The organism is Mesorhizobium sp. M0244, from assembly GCF_040321795.1.
Taxonomy (GTDB): domain Bacteria; phylum Pseudomonadota; class Alphaproteobacteria; order Rhizobiales; family Rhizobiaceae; genus Mesorhizobium.
On sequence record NZ_JAMYSE010000051.1, the window covers coordinates 17,481 to 38,758 of the forward strand.

The following is a 21,278-nucleotide window of genomic DNA, read 5'->3' on the forward strand; positions in this document are numbered from 1 at the left end:
CGCGGCCAGAACAGGAGAAAATCATGACCACCGACGCCGAGATCCAGACCGCTTTGCCCGCACTCGCTTCCGGCAATGTCGCCGTCATCACCGGCGCGGCCAGCGGCATCGGCCATGGCGCGGCCAAACGGCAGGGGGCGTTGGGCCTGAACCTCGTGCTGGCCGATATCGGCGGCGAACGCCTCGATAAGGCCCGACACGCCGTCGCCGCCATCGCCGGCGACAGCGCCGTACTTGCCGTCGCCACCGACGTCTCGAAAGCCGACGAGCTCGACCGGCTGGCCGAAAAGGCATTCGGCACCTTCGGCGACGTGTCGCTGCTGATGAACAATGCCGGCGTCGGCACCAACCCCGGCAAGCCATGGGAAAGCCGCGACGCCTGGAAGCGACTGCTGGACATCAATTTCTGGGGTGTCGTGCATGGCGTCGAGGCCTTTGCGCCGCGCATGCTGGCGGCGGGAAAGCCGGGCCTGATCGTCAACACCGGCTCCAAGCAAGGCATCACCACGCCGCCCGGCAACCTCGCCTACAATGTCTCCAAGGCGGGCGTGAAGACCTATACCGAAGGCCTGGCGCACGCGCTGCGCAACGAGCCTGATACCAAAATCGCGGCGCATTTGCTCATTCCGGGGTTTACTTTTACCGGCCTGACCGAAGGCGCCACCGAAAAGCCGGCCGGAGCCTGGACCGGCGAGCAGGTCATCGACTTCATGCTGGCCTCGCTGCTGCGTGGCGACTTCTACATCCTGTGTCCTGACAACGAGGCGACCCGGTCCATGGACGAAAAGCGCATGGCCTGGGCGATTGGCGACATCATCGAGAACCGTCCTGCTCTGTCGCGCTGGCACCCGGACTACAAGGATGCTTTCGCGGCATTCATGACGCGCAGCTCATGATCCCGAGCCGAAGCTCAACGTAGCAAAGAACCGGGTCCGATCTTCGCAGGTATGCGCCGGACCTTTATATCACGCCGCCGCGTGCTTCTTCGTGTTCCGTTTCTTCGCCATGGCTTTCTCGGCTGCCAACTCGGCAACCTTCTGATCATGCCGCTTCGCTGCCTGTTCGCATTTCTTGCGGATCTCTTCGACCTCGGTCTCGGTCAGGTGTTCGATACCGATGAAGGTGTTCTGGGCTGTGCTGACCCGGATCAATTCGTCGAGCTTCGCCTGGATCGCGGCGCCATCGCGGTTCTGGGTGTTCTGGATGAGAAACACCATCAGGAAGGTGACGATCGTCGTGCCGGTGTTGATGACGAGCTGCCAGGTGTCCGAAAAGCCGAACATCGGCCCGCTTGCCGCCCAGACGACGATGATCAGGAAACAGACGGCAAACGTCGGCGGCAGGCCGGCAAAATGGGCGACGTTGTTGGCGATCCTGGTGAAAAGCTTCTCAATCATTCAAACTCCCTCAACGGCCGGGCGACGAACCCGGACGGAAGCCGAGTTCATTGTGTCAGCAGAAACAGTTGGCAGCCGCTCCTGGTTCCCTCGTGGCGGAAGGTCGCGGGTACATTGTTGGAGGAGCAGATCGCGCAGGCCGTCGGACCGCTTGCAGATAGGCCCGAAGTCAGGCGGCGCCGTTTTCCCAGCGGTCGAGGAAAGCCTCGATGGGCAAGGCCTGCATGTCGGGAACTGCCGTGGCCAGCTTCTCGACCGGCCAGTCCCACCAGGCGAGACGTTCGATCCGGGCGGCAGTTTCCGCGCTGAAGCGCAGGCGCAGTTGCCTGGCCGGAACGCCGGCGACAATGGCATAGGCCGGCACGTCGCGGGTCACCACCGAATTGGCACCGACGATCGCGCCATTGCCGATCACTACGCCCGGCATGATCACGGCGCCATGGCCGATCCAGACATCATGGCCAATGCTGACGGCTTTCGCCCGCCGCCGGTCCCGGAACGCCTGATCGACACCCAGCCAGCGGAAGTACTCGTTAGGCCGGTAGCTGATCTTGTGCTGGGTCAGCCGCTCGACCGGATGCTCCAGCGCGTTGATGCGGCTGTTTGCGGCGATCGAGCAGAATTTGCCAATCGTCGTGTAGATCGCCTCGGCGTGACGCTCGAAGTAGGAGAAGTCGCCGACCGTCACCTCGCGCAGGATGACCCGCTCGCCGATCGACGCGTAGCGTCCAAGCTTGCACGCCTTCAGCTCCGCCGTCGGATGTATGCGCGGCTCGGGATCTTTCAGGACAAGGTGTTCGGGACGATCCATGCGCGCGCTTTACGCCGGCATGCATAGTCTCGCAAGCCGACTACAGCGCCGCGCGTCCGTTTGGACGCGCAAAGAACGCTGCAGCACTTTCAATTTCTACTTCGGCTAATTTCTATTTCGGCCAATTCTATTTCGGCTTGCCGTTGGTCCACACCACGTTCTGGCCATAGAGCGGCACGGTGGTGAGCGACATTTTTGCCGAGCCGTCCTGCACCTGGCGTGAATGCGACAGGTAGATCAGCGTCTCGTTGGCCTTGTCGTAGATGCGGTTTACCACCTGCTTCTTCCAGATCAGGCTGATGCCTTGCTTGAAGACCTCCTCGCCGGCCTCGCTCATGTCGATGTCGCCAATGGTGATCGGCCCGGTCTGGCGGCAGGAGATCGAAGAATCGGACGGGTCCTCGAACCAATTGCCCTTCTGCAGGCGGTCGATCACGCCGCGGTCGAAATAGGAGACGTGGCAGGTCACGCCTTCGACCTTCGGATCCTTGATCGCCTCGACGATGATGTCGTTGCCGAGCCAGTCGACGCCGACCTTGCCGACTTCCTCGGCGGCGGCAGCGCCGGCGCCAATGACAAGGCACACGGCCAACGCGCCGCCAATCAGTTTTCGCAAAGAGACCTCCTGCGGTTCGAATTTTGCCGACCTCAGGTGGGACGAACGGCAGCGCTTTGCAAGCAGATCGCCTTCCCACAGGATTGCCCGGTTGCGGCAACGCGACATCTTTGCGTCCGCGCGACCGAACCGCTAAGAGTGTTCGCCAAGCCAAGGCCTTCACGGCGCGAATTCGGCGGCCGATGAAATCACGACGGACTTCTCTGATGATGCGTTCAATTCTGGTCGGCATTCTCGTCCTGATGGCCGCAGGCATCGGCTGGCTTACCTTCGACTGGTACCGCGGACATTATGGCGGCGAGCCGTTCGGAGCACCGTTCACGCTGGTCGACCAGAAGGGCGGGCCGGTCACCGAAGCCGCCTTTCGAGGCCACCCCAGCGTCGTCTTCTTCGGCTTCACGCATTGTCCGGAAGTCTGCCCGACCACGCTTTTCGAGTTGGCCGGCTGGCTGAAGACGATGGGCGACGACGGCAAGAACCTGCGCGCCTATTTCGTTACGGTCGACCCTGAGCGCGACACGCCCGAAATCATGAACGCCTATGTCAGCAATTTCTCCGATCGCATCCTCGGCATTACCGGCGATCCGGACAAGGTCCACGTCATGGCCAAATCCTTCGGCATCTACTGGAAGAAAGTCGACACGAACGACGGCGACTACACGATGGACCACACCGCTTCTGTGCTGCTGCTCGATGCCAAGGGCGATTTCGCCGGCACCATTGCCTACGGCGAAAGCCCGGACACCGCCATCGCCAAGCTCAAACGGCTGGCGGCGGAAGGTTGACGTATCCAGTAATGACGCAGACGCGTTTGTATTTCACCGCGGGCAAGATCGAGGCTGACCGCATCTTCGCGGCGCTCGGCGCGGCGTTCGACGACGAAGGCCTGCCGGTTGCGTTACTTGAGGTCGACGAGGACCGCGATATTCATGAAGTATCGCTCTATGCCGACGACGACGTCGATGCGATCGAGGCGCGGCTGCGGGACGTCCTTGCCGGACTGTCGCTGTCGAAGCCGATAGCGCGCGAAACGCTGCCCGACGTCGACTGGGTGGCGCGCTCGCTGGAGGGATTGAAGCCGGTGCGGGCCGGGCGCTTCTTCGTCCATGGCGCGCATGACCGCAGGAAGCGCCACAGCGGCGAACTCGCCATCGAGATCGAGGCCGGCCTTGCCTTCGGCACCGGCCACCACGGCACCACCGCCGGCTGCCTCGAAATGCTGGAGCAGGTCGTGCGGCGCGAGCATCCGCGCAACGCGCTCGACCTTGGCACCGGCAGCGCGGTGCTCGCCATCGCAGTGGCCAGGCTTGCGCATATTTCGGTGCTGGCGACCGACATTGATCCGATCGCCGTCAAGGTGGCCGCCGCCAATGCGCGGCTGAACCACGTCAAGGCGCTCATCGAAACGGTGGCTGCACCCGGTTTCCACCATCCGATCTTTGCCGCGCGCGCGCCTTTCGACCTGATCGTCGCCAACATATTGGCGCGGCCGCTGATGCGCCTGGCGCCGCAAATGGCTGGGCATATCGCGCTCGGTGGCTCGATCGTCCTGTCGGGCATCCTCGACCGCCAGCGCGATGCGGTGATCGCGGCCTATGTCGGCCAGAAATTCCGGCACGTCCGCACCTTGCACCGCGAGGGCTGGGTGACGATCCATCTCAAGCGCTGAGGCGGAGCGCTTTCAACGCAAGCCGGAATTCGCTCGGATCTAGCGCGAGATTGCCGCTTTCTTCAGTTCTTCGCGATCGTAGCCGTGAGCCTTCAGCGTTTCATCGTCAAAGCCAAGCAGAACGCCGCTCACATATCGGCTCGCTTCGCGCTGGCGAGCTTCGATCAAAGCGCTCATGGCGCTTCTGAAAAATCCGCGTCTGGCTGAAATCGTGGACATGATGGTCTCCTTTGCAGGCAATAAGACGCTTTCCTCCACGTTAAGAAGGTAAGCCTTGCTGACGCTTTTTGAAATCGCCGATTCTGCATGGCCTCTATGCGCAAAAAGTCACTGTAGCGGCCAGCCATGATCGGTCCGAAAATCGATTCCGATTTTCGAAGTCATGCGCTACGGTCGCGCCAGCATTCGAGGAGAGCCATATGTTCCAAACCTTCGATTCCGCCGGCGACCCGGCCGTTGGCAAGCCGCGCGTGGCAATGCTGCGCCAATGGCTGGCGGCGAACGGGCTGGATGGTTTCATCGTGCCCCGCGCCGATGAGCACCAGGGCGAGTATGTCGCCGACCGCTCGGCACGGCTGAAATGGCTGACCGGCTTCAGCGGCTCGGCCGGCGTCGCCATTGTGCTTGGCGAGCGCGCCGTCATGTTTGTCGACGGGCGCTACACGCTGCAGGTGCGCCACGAGGTCGATCTCGGCATCTTTTCGATCGAGAGCCTCGTCGACAATCCGCCCGCCAACTGGATCAAGGACAATCTCGGCAAGGGCGTGCGGCTGGGCTTCGATCCGTGGCTGCAGACGATCAGTGACGTCAAGGCGCTGAAAGCCTCGGCCGAGAAGTCCGGCGCGACCTTGGTGCCGCTCGAACAAAATCCTATCGACGCAATCTGGCAAGATCAACCCGGGCCGCCATTGGCACCGGTAGAGATCCACCCGATCGGCTTTGCCGGCGAACTGGCTAAGGACAAGCTGGCGCGGCTGGCGGCGGCTATCGAGAAGGACGGCGCCACCCATGCCGTGCTGACTGACCCCTCCTCCATCGCCTGGGCCTTCGACATTCGTGGCGGCGACGTGCCACACACACCGCTGGCGCTCGGCTTTGCCGTGCTCGCCGCCGACAGGTCGCATCTGCTTTTCATGGACCAGCGGAAGTTCTCACGCACCGTCGCAGCCTATTTGACGCAGCTCGCCGAATTGCACGAACCCGGTGAATTCGAAACGGCGATCGTCACCCTGGCCAAGGGCGGCGCAAAAGTCGCGCTGGACCCGGCTCTGGCGGCGGAGAAGCTCAGTATGCTGGTCGAGGACAATGGCGGCACCGTCATTGCCGCGCCGGATCCGGCCCGCATTCCACGCGCAACGAAAAACCAGGCCGAGATCGCCGGCGCCCGCGCCGCGCATCGCCGCGACGGCGCCGCGGTCGCCAAGCTGCTGTGCTGGCTCGACCGTCAGGAGCCCGGCACGCTCGACGAAATCACCGTTGTCACCAGGCTTGAGGAGACGCGCCGGCAAACCGGCGAAGAAACACAGATGCCGCTGCGCGACGTCTCGTTCGACACCATCTCCGGCGCCGGCCCCAACGGCGCCATCATGCACTACCGCGTCTCCCGCGCCACCAACCGCAAACTGGAGAATGGCGAACTGTTCCTGCTCGATTCCGGCGGGCAGTACCAGGACGGCACCACCGACATCACCCGCACAGTGCCGATCGGCACGCCGACCGAGGAGATGCGCGAGCGCTTCACGCTGGTGCTGAAGGGCATGATCGGCATCTCCATGCTGCGCTTTCCACCCGGCACGCGCGGCTCCGAAATCGATGCGGTGGCGCGCCTGGCGCTGTGGAGACACGGCTGCGATTTCGCCCATGGCACCGGCCATGGCGTCGGCTCCTATCTGGCCGTGCATGAGGGCCCGCAGCGTATTGCCAAGACCGGTACCGAAAAGCTGCTGGCCGGCATGATCGTCTCCAACGAGCCCGGCTACTACAAGGAAGGCTCCTACGGCATCCGCATCGAGAACCTCGTCCTAGTGACGCCGGCCGAGATGGTCGACGGCGGCGACATCGCCATGCACGGCTTCGAAACGCTGACGCTGGCGCCTATCGACAAGCGGCTGATCCGGTCGGACCTGCTGACCCGCGATGAGCTGCATTGGCTCGATCAATACCACGCGCGGGTGCTGGCTGAGATCGGGCCGATGCTCGACGGCGAGGCGTTGGCCTGGCTGGAAAAGGCAACCGAACCGCTGCCGCACGACTTCAAGCAATAGCCGCGGCGGCAACGCCGGTTGACAGGCTTTGCTCCGCAAGCAGTCCCTGCAGAGCCGTGACGTTGGGAGAACCGGCTCCCTTGCGCCAGAACAACACCGTGACGGCATTGTCTTCGTCAGAGGGCAGTTCGTGCAGCTTTAGCCAGCGGCTCTCCGGGAAACCCGAAAGCACACTTTTCGGCATCAGCGCTATGCCCATGCCAGCCACCACGCAACCAAGGATGGCATGGTATGAACCGAGCTCAATGGTTTTTTCGGCCATGAACCCTCTGCGCGCATACCATTGTTCCAGCCGCTTGCGGTGCGGGCAGCCGTGCTCAAAGGCTATCATGGTTTTGGGCATGTCCCGGTGGTCCTCGACCGAAATGCGCGATGCCGCAGAGACAATGACCAACTGCTCGTGAAATGCTGACTGCTTTTCGAACGGAGCATCGGCGATCGGCTCGGCTGCGAACGCTGCATCGAGTTCGCCGGCAAGCATGGCGGTCGCGAGAACCTGCGGATTTCCGGTGCGCAACTGGATCTCTACTTCGGGATAGCGTGCGTGATATTCGGCGAGCAGGCCCGGAAGCCGTGCCGCGGCGGTGCTCTCCATCGCACCTAGGCGAAGCGTGCCGCGCGGGCGTGGATCGAGCATCGCCGTTCGCGCCTCCTCTGCAAGCGCCAGCAGCCGGTCTGCGTAGCCGATCAACCTGTGGCCGGCAGGCGATACGTGCAGTCGCTTACCCTCCCGGATAAACAGCTGCACACCGAGATCCTCTTCGAGCTGCCGGATGCGTGTGGTCACGTTCGACTGCACGCGAAACAGTTTTTCCGCCGCTCTGGTGATTCCGCCTTCGCGCACCACCGTGCGGAAGATGCGCAGATCAGCTAAATCCATCAATCTCTCCAACAGAATGAAATGATCCTAATTAGTCATTTTATGTGATGAAGCGTCTCCGGTAAATCGCCTGTTGTCAGCCTCAATCAGGACGGACCACAAGGGAGATGGAAATGTCGCCTGAGCCCTTCGGCCTCCAGCCCATCGATCTAAGCGCATTGACGCCAAAGCAGCGAGAGGCAATTTATACCGGCGCCGTGCGACGCGCCCATCGGGAGAGATCAGCGGCGATCCGGCTGAGCCTGTCGTGGGTCGCGTCGATATTCAAGAACCGTGCGTCCTGGACAGGCGCTATCGTGTCGTTCGTTACGCTTGCGAGCGTTATCGCGAAACGCACGCGTCGAACTCACCGTCAGACGAACGTCGACGATTACCCCATGACCTGCCGTGCAACGATCAGCACGGCCGCACCGGCCAGGAACATCGCCATCAGCCCGCCGCGCAGCGAGACCAGGCCGGCGACGATCAAGGCCAACCATTCCGCCGGTCCGGCGCTCAGGGCCGCCGGCGCCACCAGCGTGGTCAGCACCGCCGCCGGCACGGCGTTCAGCCCAGCCTCGACCCGAGGATGGATGTTTTCGAAGCGCGAGATCACCAGATGACCGCCGATGCGTGTCAGATAGGTCGCGATCGAAGCGGCGACGATGATCCACAAGGTCGTGCTCATGGCCGCGCCTCCACGCCGCTGTGGCGGGGCGGCAGGATGACGGCGAGCAGCACGCCGGCTAGCGCGCCGATGGAGACATGCCAGGGCGAGCCGACCGTCTTGTAGGCGATGATGGAGGCGGCAGCGCTGGCGACGACCACCGGCAGCCACAGCGGCCTCTTGCGGAAGCTCATGACCAGGCCGAGAAAATAGATCGGCAGCAGGAAGTCGATGCCCAGCGCGTGGGTGTCGGGGATAAGCTTGCCGAACATCGCGCCGAGCGCACTTTCGATGACCCAGAACAGATAGACCGGCAGCCCAAGCCCCATATACCAGGCGAAGCCGACGGTCTCACCGGCTTCCGCCTTGCGCTCGGCCACCGCGAACTGCGGATCGGTGAGCACGAAATAGCCTATCGCCTGCTGCACCAGCGGCCAATGCGCGATTCGCCGGCCGATACCGGCCGAATAGAGCACATGGCGAAAATTCACGGCGAAGATCGACAGCACGATCAGCCACGGCGCGACATGCTGGCCGAACAGCTCGATGCCGACCATCTGGCTGGCGCCGCCGAAGACCGTTGCGCTCATCAAGAACGCCTCAAGCACGGAAAACCCGTTGTCGACTGCGAGCGCCCCGAACAGCAATGCAAACGGCGCCGACGCCACCACGACGGGCATGCTGAGCCGCACGCCGTCCCAGAAATCGTTTTTCACACCGTTTTCTGAGATTGCTTCCGCCGACATCAAGCGCTCCTTGGGAAGGGTCGTATGTAGGGAGGGCCGCCCGGCTTGTCACACCAATTCGCTTGAGGCAAACGATCAGCGGAAATGATGGCTGAAGCGTCGCGGCAAGCTCGCTTCCGTGCCTAGCGCGGCGAAGCCTTGCCTTCGATTGCCCTGCCCCAGTCGAGCAGCGGTTTTGCCCGCATGGCAAAGTCGACAAGCTCGTCGACCAATCCAGCTCCGTAGATACCCGCCGGCTCGATCGCGTGCAGGACGGCAAAATGCCGGTTGCGGATCGCAGCAGCGAGATCGGGCTCGGCGATATGCTCGAAGCCGCGCGGCGTACGCTTCATGCAGCCGTCCGGGTCGAGCTCGAGGCCGTTCTTCTTCAGCGTCGCGACCAGAGCGCGGAACTCGGCCGGCCGCGCTGCAATTGCATTGCGCAGCGCCAGCAACAGCTCCGGTCCGGGCTGCCACCAGGCAACGCCGGCAAAGCAGCGCTCGAGTCCGATATGGACGAAGAACACGCCCTGTTCCATCTTGGTACCGTCAGGCGAAAGGATCGCCGACAAATGCCGATTGTAGGGCCGCTTGTCCTTGGCGAAACGTACGTCGCGATTAATCCGGAACAGCGACTTCTTGCGGTCGCCGCGCAGGCCGAGCCTCAATGCCGCGAAGCGCTCGGAGAGCGTTTCGACCAGATCGCCGAAGGGGTCGCGCAGTTCGCATTCGAAAAGGTCGCGGTTTTCCAAAAACCACTCCCGGCTCTGATGAAAATCGAGCGCCTTGAGGAAGGGAATGGCTTTCTGACCAAAACCATTGAATTCAGTCGGCATCACGCGCCCTTGCCGATCTGCTCGAGCCAGGCATCCTCGTCGATGACTTCGATACCGTGTTCGGCAGCCAGCTTGAGCTTGGAGCCAGCACCGGGCCCGGCGACGACGAGGTCGGTCTTCGCGGAAACTGAGCCTGCAACCTTCGCGCCAAGACGTTCAGCCATCGCCTTGGCCTCGGGGCGCGTCAACTTTTCCAGCGTGCCTGTAAACACGATTGTCTTGCCGGCGACCGCACTATCGGCTGAGACGTTCACAATGTAGGGCTTCGGGTGGACCTGTGTGAGCAGCGCTTCAAGCACGTCGTCATTGCGTTCATTGCCGAAGAAATCGCGAAGCGCGCCTATCACCGTATCGCCGATGCCGTTGATCGAAGGAAAAACGGTGTGTGGATCGGCTGCCGCTGCTGTCTCCTTGCCAATGCGGATCAACTCCTCGATCGTCGAGAAGGTTCGGGCAAGCACAGCGGCCGTCGTTTCGCCGATATGGCGGATGCCCAGTGCAAAGATGAAGCGATCGAGTTCCGGTTCGCGGCGGGCATCGATGGCGGCGAAGAGCTTGTCGAGGCCCTCGTAGTTGCGTTCCTCGACACTGCGTACGTTCTTGCGCGTCTTGCCCGATGCGGCCTCGCGCTGCCTGGCCTGCTCCTCCCGCCGCTCCGCCAGCGCCTTGGTGACGGCGGGACGGCGGTCCCTGAGAGTGAAGATATCGGCGGCTGTCTTGATCAACCCGGCATTGAAGAACAGATCTATGTTTTCAGCGCCCAGGCCTTCGATATCCATGGCGCCGCGTGACACGAAGTGGCGCAATCCTTCCACGGCCTGCGCGGGGCAGATCAGTTCGCCGGTGCAACGTCGGCGGGAATCTTCCTTGCCAGTCTTCTCGTTGATCTCGCGCGTTGCGGGTGAGCCGCAGATCGGACATTTGTGCGGGAATTCGTAAGGCACGGCATCGGGCGGACGCTTGTCGGCCACGACGCTGACGATCTGCGGAATGACGTCCCCTGCCCGCTGGATGACCACCGTGTCGCCGATACGTACGTCATTGCCGTCGCGGATCGGCTGGCCGTTGCTGTCCAGACCTTTGATGTAATCTTCGTTGTGAAGCGTGACGTTTTCGACCACGACGCCGCCGACCGTGACGGGTGCAAGCCGGGCAACGGGCGCCAGCGTACCCGTACGGCCGACCTGGATGTCGATCCTGAGCACGGTTGTCATCGCCTGTTCGGCCGGAAATTTGTGGGCCACGGCCCAGCGTGGTTCGCCGGTGACGAACCCCCATCTGCGCTGCAACTCCAACTGGTCGACTTTGTAGACGACGCCGTCGATGTCGTAGCCAAGTGATGAGCGCTGGGTTTCGATAAGGTGATAATGCGCGACCAGTTCCTCGACCGACTTTGCCCGTACCATCAGCGGACTGATCTTGAACCCCCACTCCGCGAATTTTTGCACGGAATCGTACTGGGTCGGAGCGGGATCCATTGAGGTATAGCCCCAGGCATAGGCAAAGAACTTGAGGTTGCGGCTGGCGGTAACGGACGGGTCCTTCTGGCGGAGCGACCCGGCCGCCGTATTGCGCGGATTGACGTAATCCTGGCCGCCGATCGCCGCCGAGCGTTTCTTCAACGCCTCGAATTCCGCGTAGGTCATATAGACCTCACCGCGTATTTCGATGACCTCCGGCCAGCCCGATCCCTTCAAGGTCTTGGGGATGTCGGCGATGGTCCTGAGATTGGCCGTGATGTCCTCGCCAACCGCACCGTCGCCGCGCGTTGCGCCCTGCACGAACACGCCGCCTTCATAACGCAGCGAAGCCGATAGCCCGTCGATCTTCGGCTCAGCCGTGAAGGCGATGTCCAGATCCTTGTCGCGGTCAAAGAATCGCCGGCCCCGTTCGATGAAGTCAGCGACGTCCTGGTCGGTATAGGCTTTGGCGAGGCTGAGCATCGGCAGCGCGTGGCGCACCTTGGCAAAGCCTTCCGCTGGCGGCGCGCCGACCCTGCGCGAAGGCGAATCCTCGCGCACCAAAGTGGGGAAGCGCTGTTCGATGGCGAGGTTGCGCTGCGTCAGCGCATCATATTCCGCGTCCGTGATTATCGGCGCGTCCTCGCCGTGGTAGCGCCGGTCGTGCTCGGCGATCTTCTCCGCCAACCGCTTCAACTCGCTTGCCGCCTCGCTTTCGCTGAGCGAATCGACTGGTTTTTCGTCCATGCACTGCTCCCTCCACGGTGGCGCGACACAATAGAACAGTATTCTCTCATGAGGGAGAGACCAGACACGGAAAATCATTCCTGAACAGCAGGATGGAGCCATACCCTGACTCGGGTCACGAGCGCCGGAGACGACTCGTCTAGGCTGCCGCGGTGTTCTCCCGCAGCAGCCGCTCGGCCGCCGCGCGTGCTTCATCGGTGATGGTGGCGCCGGCGAGCATGCGTGCGATCTCCTCCTGCCGTGCCGCCCGGTCCATCTCGGCGATGCCGGTCGAGACCCGGTCGGCACCGCCTGATTTGGAGATCAGGAAATGCGTCGCCGCGCGCGCCGCCACTTGCGGCGCATGCGTGACCGAAAGCACCTGCACGCGTTTTGCCAGCCGCGCCAGCCGCTGGCCGATGGCATCGGCAACCGCGCCGCCGACGCCGGTGTCGATTTCGTCGAAGACCAAAGTCGGCGCCGACCCGCGATCAGCCAGCGCGACCTTGAGCGCCAGCAGGAAGCGCGAAAGCTCGCCGCCGGAAGCGACTTTCATCATCGGGCCGGGCCTGGTGCCGGGATTGGTGCGCACCCAGAACTCGACCTGGTCGATGCCTTCTTCCATGCGGCTCTCGGCATCGCTTGCGATCTCGACGATGAACTCGGCCCGTTCGAGCTTCAGCGCCGGCAGTTCGGCCATCACCGCCTTGGTCAGCCCGACGGCCGCCGCATGGCGAAGCGACGACAGCTGGGCCGCCGTAATGTCATAGGCCTGGCGCGCCGCTGCGGCCTGTTTCTCCAGCGCGTGCCGGCGCTCCTCGCCGGCGTCGAGATCGGCAAGGTCGGCAGCCATGGTGTCACGCAATTGAGCCAGATCGTCGACGGCGACGCTGTGCTTGCGCGAGGCGGCACGCAGCGAAAACAGCCGCTCCTCGGCTTTCTCCAGCCGCTGCGGATCATATTCGGTGGCGCGTAGCGCGGCTTCGACGCCCGACTGCGCCGCGTCGAGCGACAGCATCGCCTCGTCAAGCGATTTGACGACCTCTTCAAGCAGGCCGGGCGCTTCCGTCACCTTGCGCTGCAGCCGCCTGAGCAGGCTGGCCAGTTGCGGCAGCGGCGATGACGGGCCCGAAAGCACATCCTGCGCATCGTGGATTTCCGATGCGATCTTTTCGGCCCGCATCATCGAGGCGCGCAATTCGGCAAGCTCGGTCTCCTCGCCCGGTTGCGGATCGAGCCTGGTCAATTCGGCGACCGCTGCACGCAGATAATCGGCCTCGCGCGCCGCCGCCTCGACTTTGGCCCGGTGCCGTGAAAATTCCTGCTCGCAGGCGCGCCAATGCCGCCACGCCTCGCCGGTTGCCCGAGCAGCGCCGAGGTGGCCGCCGAAACTGTCGAGCAACTCGCGATGCGCGCCGGGATCGACCAAAGCGCGCTCGTCGTGCTGGCCATGGATCTCGACTAGTGCATGGCCGACGTCGCGCATCAGCGTCACGCTGGACGGCTGGTCGTTGACGAAAACGCGCGTGCGGCCGTCCGCCGTCTGGACGCGGCGCAGGATGACGTCGCCGTCGTCCTCGATGGCGTTTTCGGCAAGCAGCATGCGGGCCGGGTGGTTGCGCGGCACGTCGAACACAGCGATGACCTGGCCTTGTGCCGCGCCATGCCGCACCAGCGAGGCGTCGCCGCGGGCGCCAAGCGCCAGCGACAAAGCGTCGAGCAGGATGGACTTTCCGGCGCCGGTTTCGCCGGTCAGCACCGAAAGGCCGGACGAGAAGTCGATATCCAGCTTCTCGATCAGAACGATATCACGGATCGACAGCCTGGAGAGCATGGTGACGCGCCGCTCAGGCGCCGGTGATCAGCTTCCCGGCCTTGGAGATCCACGATCCGGCATTCTCGCGCGGCTCGAGCCCACCACTTTGCAGGAGCTTGTAGGAATCCTTGTACCACTGGCTGTCTGGATAGTTGGTGCCGAGCACGGCCGCAGCGGTCTGCGCTTCCGACGTCAGCCCCATCGCATAGTAGCTCTCGGTAAGACGCGCCAGCGCCTCCTCGACATGGCGTGTGTTGGAATAGTTCTCCACCACGTTGCGGAACCTTTTGACGGCGGCGATGTATTCGCGGCGCTCGAGATAGTAGCGGCCGATCTGCATCTCCTTGCCGGCGAGCTGATCGTTGGCGAAGCGGATCTTTTCCTTGGCGTCGTCGGCATATTCGGAAGTGGGCCAGCGCGTCACCAGGTCCTGCATCGTCTGCACGGTAAGACGCGCTTCCTTCTGGTCCTGGGTGACGTCCTTGATCTGGCGGTAGTAGCTCAGCCCGATAATATATTGGGCATAGGCTGCATCGTCGGTCGATGGGTAAAGGGTCAGGTAGCGCTTGGCCGAACCGATCGCCTCGTCGTAATTGCCCTGACGATAGTCGGCAAAGGCACCCATCACCATCGATTTGCGGGCGAATTCCGAATACGGATGCTGGCGGTCGACGGCATCGAATTTGCGGCTTGCCTCCTGCAGGCGCCCGGCATTCAGATTGGCGAGCCCCTGGTTGTATAGAACGTCCGCCGGCTCGGTCTGATCGACATAGGTCGAAAGATCGACGTCTTTCTCCGAAGACATGCAAGCCGACAGAAACAGCGATGGAACGACCACCGAAAGTGCCAGGAAAACAGCCCGCCGCGGCGCCTTCGATTGATCAACTCGCTTGAAAAACATGATTGGATTCCGCCCTTTCGGCGTCATTTCAGTCGACGGCAGCAGCCATAAACCATAACCGCCTTGCCCGGCAACGCTATCCCCGGCCAATCGCACATTTTTGTGGCGGTTTGGCGCCACCCCGAAAGCTGTGCGATTTGGCCAACCAGTGATGCATCCATGCAACACAGCTGATCGCAAGAAGAGCCGCAAAAACGTTAAGAATCAGATCATCCAGGGCGCATAGAGGGCCGCGTTGACGGCGCTCATCTCCGCCGTACGGCCGCGCTCACGGCGCGTCGTCTCGACGATCTCGAAGGCCGAGCGGTCGGACAAGAGGCGGCGCAACGCCGCGGCGTTCAGCCTGTGGCCGCCACGATAGGAGCGGAAACAGCCGATGAACCGGGCGCCGGCGAGCGCCAGGTCGCCCATCGCGTCCATCGTCTTATGGCGCGCGAACTCGTTGGGATAGCGTAGGCCTCCCATGTTGATCACGCGGTTGTCGTCGCCGATCACCAGGGAATTCTCCAGCGAGGAGCCGAGCGCGTAGCCGGCCGCCCATAACCGCTCGACGTCCTTCATGAACCCGAAGGTGCGGGCCCGCGCGACGTCGCGGCGGAAAATGTCGGCATTCATGTCGGATGCAAAAAGCTGGCGGCCGATCGCCGGGCTCTCGAAATCGATCTCGATCTCGAAGCGCGTGCCGTCATAAGGCCTGAACTCCGCCCAGCAGGCGCCGTTCTCGATGCGAACCGGCTTGACCACCCTTATGTAGCGACGCTTGACCGGCAGCGTTTCGATGCCCGCTTGGTCCACGGCCTCGACGAACATCACCGCGCTGCCGTCGAGGATAGGCACCTCACGGCCGTCGATTTCGATGACCAGATTGTCGATTCCAAGCCCGAAAAGCGTCGCCATCAGATGCTCGACCGTGGCAATGTGCTCGCCTTGCGGATCGCCAAGCATGGTGCAGAGGTCGGTAGCGCCGACCTCGGAAACCAGCGCGCGAAATTCGTGGCTTCCGCTTGCATTCGAAAGCTGGAAGACGACACCCGTATCGGCATCTGCCGGCAGGAAATGGACGGTGACCGGGTTGCCGCTGTGGACGCCAATGCCGGTCAGCGTCGCACGCGATTTAAGTGTCGTCTGATAGTCGTGCAAAACAATCCCCATAGCCCATAACTGCCTAGGTCCGCTTCATCTGCCCTGAGGGCGCGGCTCTTGATTAATCGGCAGGCAGGGCCACTTCCCCGAGACTCCCAGCAAACCGACTTTGGTCGGTGGCGAAGATAATAGTCCCGCAGGGAGACTCCAAATCACGGTTTCTTACTCTCTGTAACCGCTATCCAGCGCGGGAGCGCCTCGTAAGTCCTTGTTTTAAAAGCACTTTTAATGTTAACAGGCGAACAGTCTCCTGCTCGCCTGTTAACAACTGTTACGAACCGTTAACAGATCAATTGGCCTGTCGGCGCAGAAAGGCGGGAATCTCCAACTGATCGTCTTCCTGGACAGCCCGGCTCTGCGGCGTCAGGCGGCCCTGCTCGTCCAGCTGGCCGCGGCGCGGCGCGTAAAGTTGCGGATCCTGGCTGGCCAGGCGGCGCACTTCGGCCGGCGCCTGGCGCAGTTTCGGTTCGCGCGGCTGCGCCGGCTGCAGCCGTGCAGGCTCCTCCTCGCGGCGGGTCAGGCCGTTGGTCAGGCGCTTGAGCAGCCCCATCGGACCGCTGTTTTCGTGGTCGGCCGGACGGGCCTTGGCTTCCACTTCGGCCTTCACCTGCGGCGGGAAGTCCTCGACCCGCGGCATGCGCTGGGGTGCTGCGGCAATCGGCTGCGGCATTTCACGCTGCGGAGCGGGCTGCATCGCTTGCTGAACCATGGGCTGCGCTATCGGCTGCTGCTGAGCCGGAGGCGCCTGGAAGATCTTGCTCTGCGGACGGAAGTCTTCCGCATGGGCGACCGGTACCGGGCGGGCCTGCGCCATCGCTGCCGCATTCGCCTCGGCGAGCTGAATGGCCTCGGCGACCGGATCGGCAGCACGTGATTCATAGATCGGTTGCTGGACAGGCGCCGGGCGCATTTCCGTGACCTGAGCCGCCGGGCGGCTGACCGGCTTCGGCGGAGCCGTGCGGATGGAGATCGGCGCGGCAGCGATTTCGGCCGCCGATTTGTCGATGCCGGTGGCGACAACCGACACGCGGATAACGCCTTCGAGTTCCTCGTCGAAGGTGGCGCCCAGAATGATGTTGGCGTCCTGGTCGACCTCTTCGCGAATGCGCGTTGCGGCCTCGTCGACTTCGAACAGGGTCAGGTCGCGGCCGCCGGTGATCGAGATCAGCAGGCCCTTGGCGCCCTTCATCGAGGTCTCGTCGAGCAGCGGATTGGCGATGGCGGCTTCCGCCGCGGCCATTGCGCGGCCCTCGCCCGAAGCCTCGCCGGTTCCCATCATCGCCTTGCCCATTTCGCGCATGACCGAGCGGACGTCGGCGAAGTCGAGATTGATCAGGCCTTCCTTGACCATCAGGTCGGTGATGCAGGCAACGCCCGAATAGAGCACCTGGTCGGCCATGGCGAAGGCATCGGCGAAGGTGGTCTTGTCATTGGCCAGCCGGAACAGGTTCTGGTTGGGAATGACGATCAGGGTATCGACGCATTTCTGCAGTTCCTCGATACCCAAGTCGGCCGTCTTCATACGGCGCTGGCCTTCGAAATGGAACGGCTTGGTGACGACGCCGACGGTGAGGATGCCTTTTTCGCGAGCAGCGCGTGCAACGACGGGAGCCGCCCCGGTGCCGGTGCCGCCGCCCATGCCGGCAGTGACGAAGCACATATGCGTGTTGGAGAGATGATCGATGATCTCGTCGATGCACTCTTCCGCAGCCGCGCGCCCGACTTCAGGCTGCGATCCGGCGCCGAGACCCTCGGTGACATGCGCACCGAGCTGGATCAGCCGCTCGGCCTTCGACATTGTCAGTGCCTGCGCGTCGGTGTTGGCCACCACGAACTCGACGCCGCGCAAGCCGGCGGTGATCATGTTGTTGACGGCATTGCCGCCGCCGCCGCCGACACCGAACACGGTGATGCGCGGCTTGAGCTCGGTGATGTCCGGCTTTTGCAGATTGATGGTCATTGTCTTCGTCCTTTGCCTTTCCCGCCGCTTCGCCGCCGCGGCCGCCTATGGGGCTGTCCCCGTCAAATTAAAAACTGTCTCTCAACCACTGACTCATTCGATGCAGTTTTCCGCCTGTTCCGGTCATCCGGAGACCGGAAATTCCCTTCGCCGGACGGCTCTCGAAGCTCGCCATCTGCGGGTAGATCAGAAGTCCGACCGGCGTCGAAAAGGCCGGCCCCTTGGCCGCCTCCGGCAGGCCTGCCACGCCGAGCGGGCGGCCGATACGCACATTGCGGCCAAGAATGCGGCGCGCCGCTTCAGGCAGGCCTGCAAGCTGGCTGGCGCCGCCGGTCAGCACCACACGCTTGCCGACGGCATTGCCGTAGCCGGATTTGTTCAGCCGGTCGCGCAGCAGTTCCAGCGTCTCGTCGATGCGGGCGCGGATGATGCGTGTCATCACCGAACGTGGGATCTGCAACGGCACCTCGCCGTCCTCGCCGATCGGATGGATCGAGACCAGGTCGCGGTCGTCGGCACTGCCGGGCAGCGCCGAGCCATGCATCACCTTCAGCCTTTCGGCGGCATCGAGCGAGGTCGACAGGCCCTTGGCCATGTCCAGCGTGACGTGGTTGCCGCCGATCGCGATGGCGTCGCCATGGACGAACTTGCCCTCGGAAAACACCGAGATCGTCGTGGTGCCGCCGCCCATGTCGATACAGGCCGCGCCCATTTCGAGCTCGTCATCGACCAGCGCGGCAAGCCCGCTGGCATAGGGCGTCGCCACCATGCGCTCGACCGACAGATGCGAACGGTTGATGCAGAGCTCCAGATTGCGCAACGGCGCCGCGTCGCCCGTCAGCACATGCATGTCGACGCCAAGCTGGTCGCCGACCATGCCGCGCGGATCGCGCACGCCGCGCTCGGCATCCAGCGAAAACGCGACGGGAAGCGAATGGATGACCTCGCGCTCGGCCCGCAGCGCCTGCTTGGCGCCGGCGGCAAGCACACGCTTGATATCGGCCTGGTCGGCCTCATGGCCGCCGAGATTGATGGTGGCCGAGAAGGCCTCGCTCTTCAGCCGGCCGGCAGTCATGTTGACGATCAGCGAATCGACCGTCAGTCCCGCCATGCGTTCGGCGGCGTCGACGGCAAGACGGATGGCGTGCTCGGCGCGGTCGAGATCGATGACGACGCCCGATTTCACGCCTTGCGATTTCTGGTGGCCGATGCCGATCACCTGAATGCGATGCGAGCGTCCGCGCAGCAGCTTGCCATCGTCGCGCGGCTTGAGCTTGGCCACCACGCAGCAGACCTTGCTGGAGCCGACATCCAGCACCGTCAGTATGCCGGACCGGCGCGCCGAGGCATCGCTGTTGCCGCCAAGCCAGTTCATATCTTCGTCTCCGGCTTGCGCTTCAGCATCTTGGGCTTTTCGTTGAGCGCGGCCTGGCGCTGTGTCGCCGCTTCCGGCGTCAACTGGACGACCAGACGATCGGAAAGGCGCATGTCGACGGCGGCGATGTCGCGCGTCAAAAGCCCGTTCTCGTGGTCCATCCTGACCAGGTCGGCAATTGCCTGGTCCTCGCCGTCTTCGGGAAGCTTGACCGTGATGCCATTCTCAAGCTTGAGGTCCCAGCGCCGTTCGCCGATGCGGATATAGCCTTTGATCCGCGCGGCAAGCTCCGGATATTTCTTGATCTTGGCAAGGAAATCCGGCGCCTTGGCCGGTGCGCCGGTGCCGATGATCAGCGGCAGCAATATCTGCTTGCCGCCGGAGAACGGCGCAATGACGGTGCCGGATTTCTCGATGACCGAAAGCGCGCTGCCTTGCTGCCACAGCGCGAACGGCTCGCGCTCCTCGACGCGCACTTCCAGCGTATGCGGGTAGACTTTGCGCACTGCCGCGGCATCGACCCAGGGCAGCGTGGTGATGCGTTCGCGCGCAGCTTCGGCATCAAAGCCGATCAGCGAGGTCCAGCCGTCGAGCTCCAGCCTGTCAAGGATATCGATCTCGGAGGTTTCGCGGTTGCCGACGACCTTGACCTGGTCGACGGCAAAGCCGGTGCGGGCGGTAACGCTCTGGACGATGGCGTCGGCGTGTCCGCCGAGATAGGCGCCATAGGCGCTAGCCGATATGAGCAACGCCGCCGACAGGATGGCAGCGGAATAGGGCGGCGCTTCGAAGTCGCCCTCGCCGAGGCGCGCCAGCACGCGCACCGGCCGGCGAAGCAGGCGCGGCAGCACGAAATGGTCGAACGACAACGGCATGCCGAACAGCGTCGGCCCGGCCGCGCCCTTCCCCTTGCCCTGTCCCCACTTCAACGCAGACACGAAGCGTCCTCCACCATCCAACTCAACAAATCGCCGAACGAGTGTCCCGCTTGCGCGGCGATTTCCGGCACCAAAGACGTCGGCGTCATACCCGGCTGGGTGTTGACCTCGAGCCAGACAATTTCGCCGTTCTCGGAGTGACGATCGTCATAACGGAAGTCCGACCGGGAAACGCCCCGACAGCCGATAGCTTGGTGAGCCTTGAGTGCCAGTGTCTGTATTTTTTGGTAAATATTCGATGAAAGTTTTGCCGGGCATTCGTGTTTTGATCCGCCCGCGACGTATTTTGAATCATAGTCGTAGAAGGAATGGCCGGTCGGGATGATCTCGCAGACACCGAGCGCCACATCGCCCATCACCGCGCAGGTCAATTCCCGCCCGTGCACATAACGCTCGACCATGACCGTATCGCCATATCTCCACTCGGACGAGCCAATGATCTGCGGCGGATGCGACTGGCCTTCGTGCACGATGACGACGCCGAAGCTCGATCCTTCGTTGACCGGCTTGACCACATAGGGCGGCTTCATCGGGTGCTTGTTCTGGATGGCGAAGCGATTGGCCACCTTCGATTCCGCCACCGGAATACCGGCCGCCTTGGCGACCTTCTTGGCCTGCTCCTTGTTCATCGCGAGCGCCGAGGCAAGCACACCGGAATGGGTATAGGGAATGGCGAGGTATTCAAGGATGCCCTGGATGGTGCCATCCTCACCGAAGGGGCCGTGCAGCGCATTGAAGACGAGGGCAGGCTTGAGCTCGGTGAGCACCGAGCCGATGTCGCGCGAGACGTCGACGCGGGTGACCTGGTAGCCCTCCCCCTCGAGCGTATCGGCGCAGGCTTTGCCCGACGACAGGGACACGGGCCGCTCGGACGAGAATCCACCCAGAAGGACGGCCACGTGCTTGCTTGTCATTCCCCGTCATTCCCTCTCACAGCAGGCCTGCACCATCGTGCATGACCCGAAAAGCATCGCGCGCACTCAAATACGCCGAGCAGCTTTGCTCCCGTGTTTCCGCAACATTGAGTCCGAGTCTCCCGGCAGGTTGCCCCCCAGACGGAAACGCGAGTAACGCGTCGAAACGACTCAAATCAGGAAACGCTTCAGGGCAGAGAA

The 21,278-nt window shown here is 63.1% G+C and carries 20 protein-coding genes; 4 read left to right on the top strand and 16 right to left on the bottom strand.

What is annotated here, in order from left to right; translation table 11 throughout:
* The first annotated feature begins 23 nt into the window (after positions 1-23).
* Positions 24-896, top strand: coding sequence for an SDR family NAD(P)-dependent oxidoreductase (locus NKJ08_RS25035; protein WP_352783850.1), 873 nt, complete (start codon positions 24-26; stop codon positions 894-896).
* A gap of 69 nt (positions 897-965) precedes the next feature.
* Here NKJ08_RS25035 and NKJ08_RS25040 read toward each other — a convergent pair whose 3' ends face one another.
* From NKJ08_RS25040 to NKJ08_RS25050, 3 genes are all read right to left on the bottom strand, one after another.
* Entirely contained in the window at positions 966-1,397 is a 432-nt protein-coding gene (locus NKJ08_RS25040; RefSeq protein ID WP_352783852.1) for a low affinity iron permease family protein, read from the bottom strand.
* A 169-nt stretch (positions 1,398-1,566) separates the two neighbouring features.
* Positions 1,567-2,208 carry a DapH/DapD/GlmU-related protein gene (locus NKJ08_RS25045; protein WP_352776579.1) on the bottom strand — a complete coding sequence of 214 codons (642 nt, stop codon included), beginning with the start codon at positions 2,206-2,208 and terminating at the stop codon, positions 1,567-1,569.
* A gap of 127 nt (positions 2,209-2,335) precedes the next feature.
* On the bottom strand, positions 2,336-2,824 hold the full coding sequence (locus NKJ08_RS25050) for a CreA family protein (protein WP_352783855.1): 489 nt from the start codon (positions 2,822-2,824) through the stop codon (positions 2,336-2,338).
* Between the two features lie 206 nt (positions 2,825-3,030).
* Here NKJ08_RS25050 and NKJ08_RS25055 point away from each other — a divergent pair, with 206 nt between their 5' ends.
* Positions 3,031-3,609, top strand: a complete 579-nt coding sequence (locus NKJ08_RS25055) for an SCO family protein (RefSeq protein WP_352783858.1) — start codon at positions 3,031-3,033, stop codon at positions 3,607-3,609.
* Between the two features lie 11 nt (positions 3,610-3,620).
* The gene (locus NKJ08_RS25060; RefSeq protein ID WP_352524303.1) at positions 3,621-4,493 is read left to right on the top strand and encodes a 50S ribosomal protein L11 methyltransferase; all 873 of its coding nucleotides are present in this window, start codon (positions 3,621-3,623) and stop codon (positions 4,491-4,493) included.
* 39 nt (positions 4,494-4,532) lie between these two features.
* Here NKJ08_RS25060 and NKJ08_RS25065 read toward each other — a convergent pair whose 3' ends face one another.
* Positions 4,533-4,712 (bottom strand): hypothetical protein, encoded by a 180-nt coding sequence (locus tag NKJ08_RS25065; RefSeq protein WP_352783861.1) that lies wholly within the window; start codon positions 4,710-4,712, stop codon positions 4,533-4,535.
* 200 nt (positions 4,713-4,912) lie between these two features.
* On the opposite strand from NKJ08_RS25065, the gene NKJ08_RS25070 reads away from it, so the two are divergent.
* Complete coding sequence (locus tag NKJ08_RS25070) at positions 4,913-6,757, top strand: aminopeptidase P family protein (RefSeq protein ID WP_352783863.1); 1,845 nt, start codon at positions 4,913-4,915, stop codon at positions 6,755-6,757.
* Here the strand turns inward: NKJ08_RS25070 and NKJ08_RS25075 are convergent.
* The 12 genes from NKJ08_RS25075 to NKJ08_RS25130 all read right to left on the bottom strand — a co-directional run bounded on the left by NKJ08_RS25075 (position 6,747) and on the right by NKJ08_RS25130 (position 21,077).
* The gene (locus tag NKJ08_RS25075) at positions 6,747-7,637 is read right to left on the bottom strand and encodes a LysR family transcriptional regulator (protein ID WP_352776575.1); all 891 of its coding nucleotides are present in this window, start codon (positions 7,635-7,637) and stop codon (positions 6,747-6,749) included. The two genes, NKJ08_RS25070 and NKJ08_RS25075, sit on opposite strands and share 11 nt — an antisense overlap.
* 370 nt (positions 7,638-8,007) lie before the next feature.
* Complete coding sequence (locus NKJ08_RS25080) at positions 8,008-8,304, bottom strand: AzlD family protein (RefSeq protein WP_352524294.1); 297 nt, start codon at positions 8,302-8,304, stop codon at positions 8,008-8,010.
* On the bottom strand, positions 8,301-9,029 hold the full coding sequence (locus tag NKJ08_RS25085) for an AzlC family ABC transporter permease (protein WP_352524292.1): 729 nt from the start codon (positions 9,027-9,029) through the stop codon (positions 8,301-8,303). Before NKJ08_RS25085 ends, NKJ08_RS25080 begins: the two co-directional genes overlap by 4 nt.
* 122 nt (positions 9,030-9,151) lie before the next feature.
* A complete protein-coding gene (locus NKJ08_RS25090; RefSeq protein ID WP_352524290.1) occupies positions 9,152-9,844 on the bottom strand; it encodes a DUF2461 domain-containing protein in 693 nt (230 codons plus the stop codon).
* Positions 9,844-12,051, bottom strand: a complete 2,208-nt coding sequence (gene ligA / locus NKJ08_RS25095; protein WP_352783866.1) for an NAD-dependent DNA ligase LigA — start codon at positions 12,049-12,051, stop codon at positions 9,844-9,846. The genes NKJ08_RS25090 and ligA overlap by 1 nt, the downstream gene beginning before the upstream one ends.
* 139 nt (positions 12,052-12,190) lie before the next feature.
* Positions 12,191-13,864 carry a DNA repair protein RecN gene (recN, locus tag NKJ08_RS25100; protein ID WP_352783868.1) on the bottom strand — a complete coding sequence of 558 codons (1,674 nt, stop codon included), beginning with the start codon at positions 13,862-13,864 and terminating at the stop codon, positions 12,191-12,193.
* Positions 13,865-13,877: 13 nt separating this feature from the next.
* Positions 13,878-14,747, bottom strand: coding sequence for an outer membrane protein assembly factor BamD (locus tag NKJ08_RS25105; RefSeq protein WP_352524287.1), 870 nt, complete (start codon positions 14,745-14,747; stop codon positions 13,878-13,880).
* A gap of 204 nt (positions 14,748-14,951) precedes the next feature.
* Positions 14,952-15,899 (bottom strand): UDP-3-O-acyl-N-acetylglucosamine deacetylase, encoded by a 948-nt coding sequence (gene lpxC, locus NKJ08_RS25110; RefSeq protein ID WP_352524286.1) that lies wholly within the window; start codon positions 15,897-15,899, stop codon positions 14,952-14,954.
* 280 nt (positions 15,900-16,179) lie between these two features.
* Entirely contained in the window at positions 16,180-17,850 is a 1,671-nt protein-coding gene (ftsZ, locus tag NKJ08_RS25115; RefSeq protein ID WP_352524284.1) for a cell division protein FtsZ, read from the bottom strand.
* A 67-nt stretch (positions 17,851-17,917) separates the two neighbouring features.
* The gene (gene ftsA / locus NKJ08_RS25120) at positions 17,918-19,225 is read right to left on the bottom strand and encodes a cell division protein FtsA (RefSeq protein WP_352783871.1); all 1,308 of its coding nucleotides are present in this window, start codon (positions 19,223-19,225) and stop codon (positions 17,918-17,920) included.
* Complete coding sequence (locus NKJ08_RS25125; RefSeq protein WP_352524281.1) at positions 19,222-20,163, bottom strand: cell division protein FtsQ/DivIB; 942 nt, start codon at positions 20,161-20,163, stop codon at positions 19,222-19,224. The genes ftsA and NKJ08_RS25125 overlap by 4 nt, the downstream gene beginning before the upstream one ends.
* A complete protein-coding gene (locus NKJ08_RS25130) occupies positions 20,151-21,077 on the bottom strand; it encodes a D-alanine--D-alanine ligase (protein WP_352783873.1) in 927 nt (308 codons plus the stop codon). Before NKJ08_RS25130 ends, NKJ08_RS25125 begins: the two co-directional genes overlap by 13 nt.
* Between the last annotated feature and the right edge of the window lie 201 nt (positions 21,078-21,278).

What these genes read in the sequence shown, in the direction of transcription:
- NKJ08_RS25035 (WP_352783850.1), top strand. Translation starts at nt 24, where the DNA reads ATGACCACCGACGCCGAGATCCAGACCGCTTTGCCCGCACTCGCTTCC.
- NKJ08_RS25040 (WP_352783852.1), bottom strand. Translation starts at nt 1,397, where the DNA reads ATGATTGAGAAGCTTTTCACCAGGATCGCCAACAACGTCGCCCATTTT.
- NKJ08_RS25045 (WP_352776579.1), bottom strand. Translation starts at nt 2,208, where the DNA reads ATGGATCGTCCCGAACACCTTGTCCTGAAAGATCCCGAGCCGCGCATA.
- NKJ08_RS25055 (WP_352783858.1), top strand. Translation starts at nt 3,031, where the DNA reads ATGATGCGTTCAATTCTGGTCGGCATTCTCGTCCTGATGGCCGCAGGC.
- NKJ08_RS25060 (WP_352524303.1), top strand. Translation starts at nt 3,621, where the DNA reads ATGACGCAGACGCGTTTGTATTTCACCGCGGGCAAGATCGAGGCTGAC.
- NKJ08_RS25065 (WP_352783861.1), bottom strand. Translation starts at nt 4,712, where the DNA reads ATGTCCACGATTTCAGCCAGACGCGGATTTTTCAGAAGCGCCATGAGC.
- NKJ08_RS25070 (WP_352783863.1), top strand. Translation starts at nt 4,913, where the DNA reads ATGTTCCAAACCTTCGATTCCGCCGGCGACCCGGCCGTTGGCAAGCCG.
- NKJ08_RS25075 (WP_352776575.1), bottom strand. Translation starts at nt 7,637, where the DNA reads ATGGATTTAGCTGATCTGCGCATCTTCCGCACGGTGGTGCGCGAAGGC.
- NKJ08_RS25080 (WP_352524294.1), bottom strand. Translation starts at nt 8,304, where the DNA reads ATGAGCACGACCTTGTGGATCATCGTCGCCGCTTCGATCGCGACCTAT.
- NKJ08_RS25085 (WP_352524292.1), bottom strand. Translation starts at nt 9,029, where the DNA reads ATGTCGGCGGAAGCAATCTCAGAAAACGGTGTGAAAAACGATTTCTGG.
- NKJ08_RS25090 (WP_352524290.1), bottom strand. Translation starts at nt 9,844, where the DNA reads ATGCCGACTGAATTCAATGGTTTTGGTCAGAAAGCCATTCCCTTCCTC.
- ligA (WP_352783866.1), bottom strand. Translation starts at nt 12,051, where the DNA reads ATGGACGAAAAACCAGTCGATTCGCTCAGCGAAAGCGAGGCGGCAAGC.
- recN (WP_352783868.1), bottom strand. Translation starts at nt 13,864, where the DNA reads ATGCTCTCCAGGCTGTCGATCCGTGATATCGTTCTGATCGAGAAGCTG.
- NKJ08_RS25105 (WP_352524287.1), bottom strand. Translation starts at nt 14,747, where the DNA reads ATGTTTTTCAAGCGAGTTGATCAATCGAAGGCGCCGCGGCGGGCTGTT.
- lpxC (WP_352524286.1), bottom strand. Translation starts at nt 15,899, where the DNA reads ATGGGGATTGTTTTGCACGACTATCAGACGACACTTAAATCGCGTGCG.
- ftsZ (WP_352524284.1), bottom strand. Translation starts at nt 17,850, where the DNA reads ATGACCATCAATCTGCAAAAGCCGGACATCACCGAGCTCAAGCCGCGC.
- ftsA (WP_352783871.1), bottom strand. Translation starts at nt 19,225, where the DNA reads ATGAACTGGCTTGGCGGCAACAGCGATGCCTCGGCGCGCCGGTCCGGC.
- NKJ08_RS25130 (WP_352783873.1), bottom strand. Translation starts at nt 21,077, where the DNA reads ATGACAAGCAAGCACGTGGCCGTCCTTCTGGGTGGATTCTCGTCCGAG.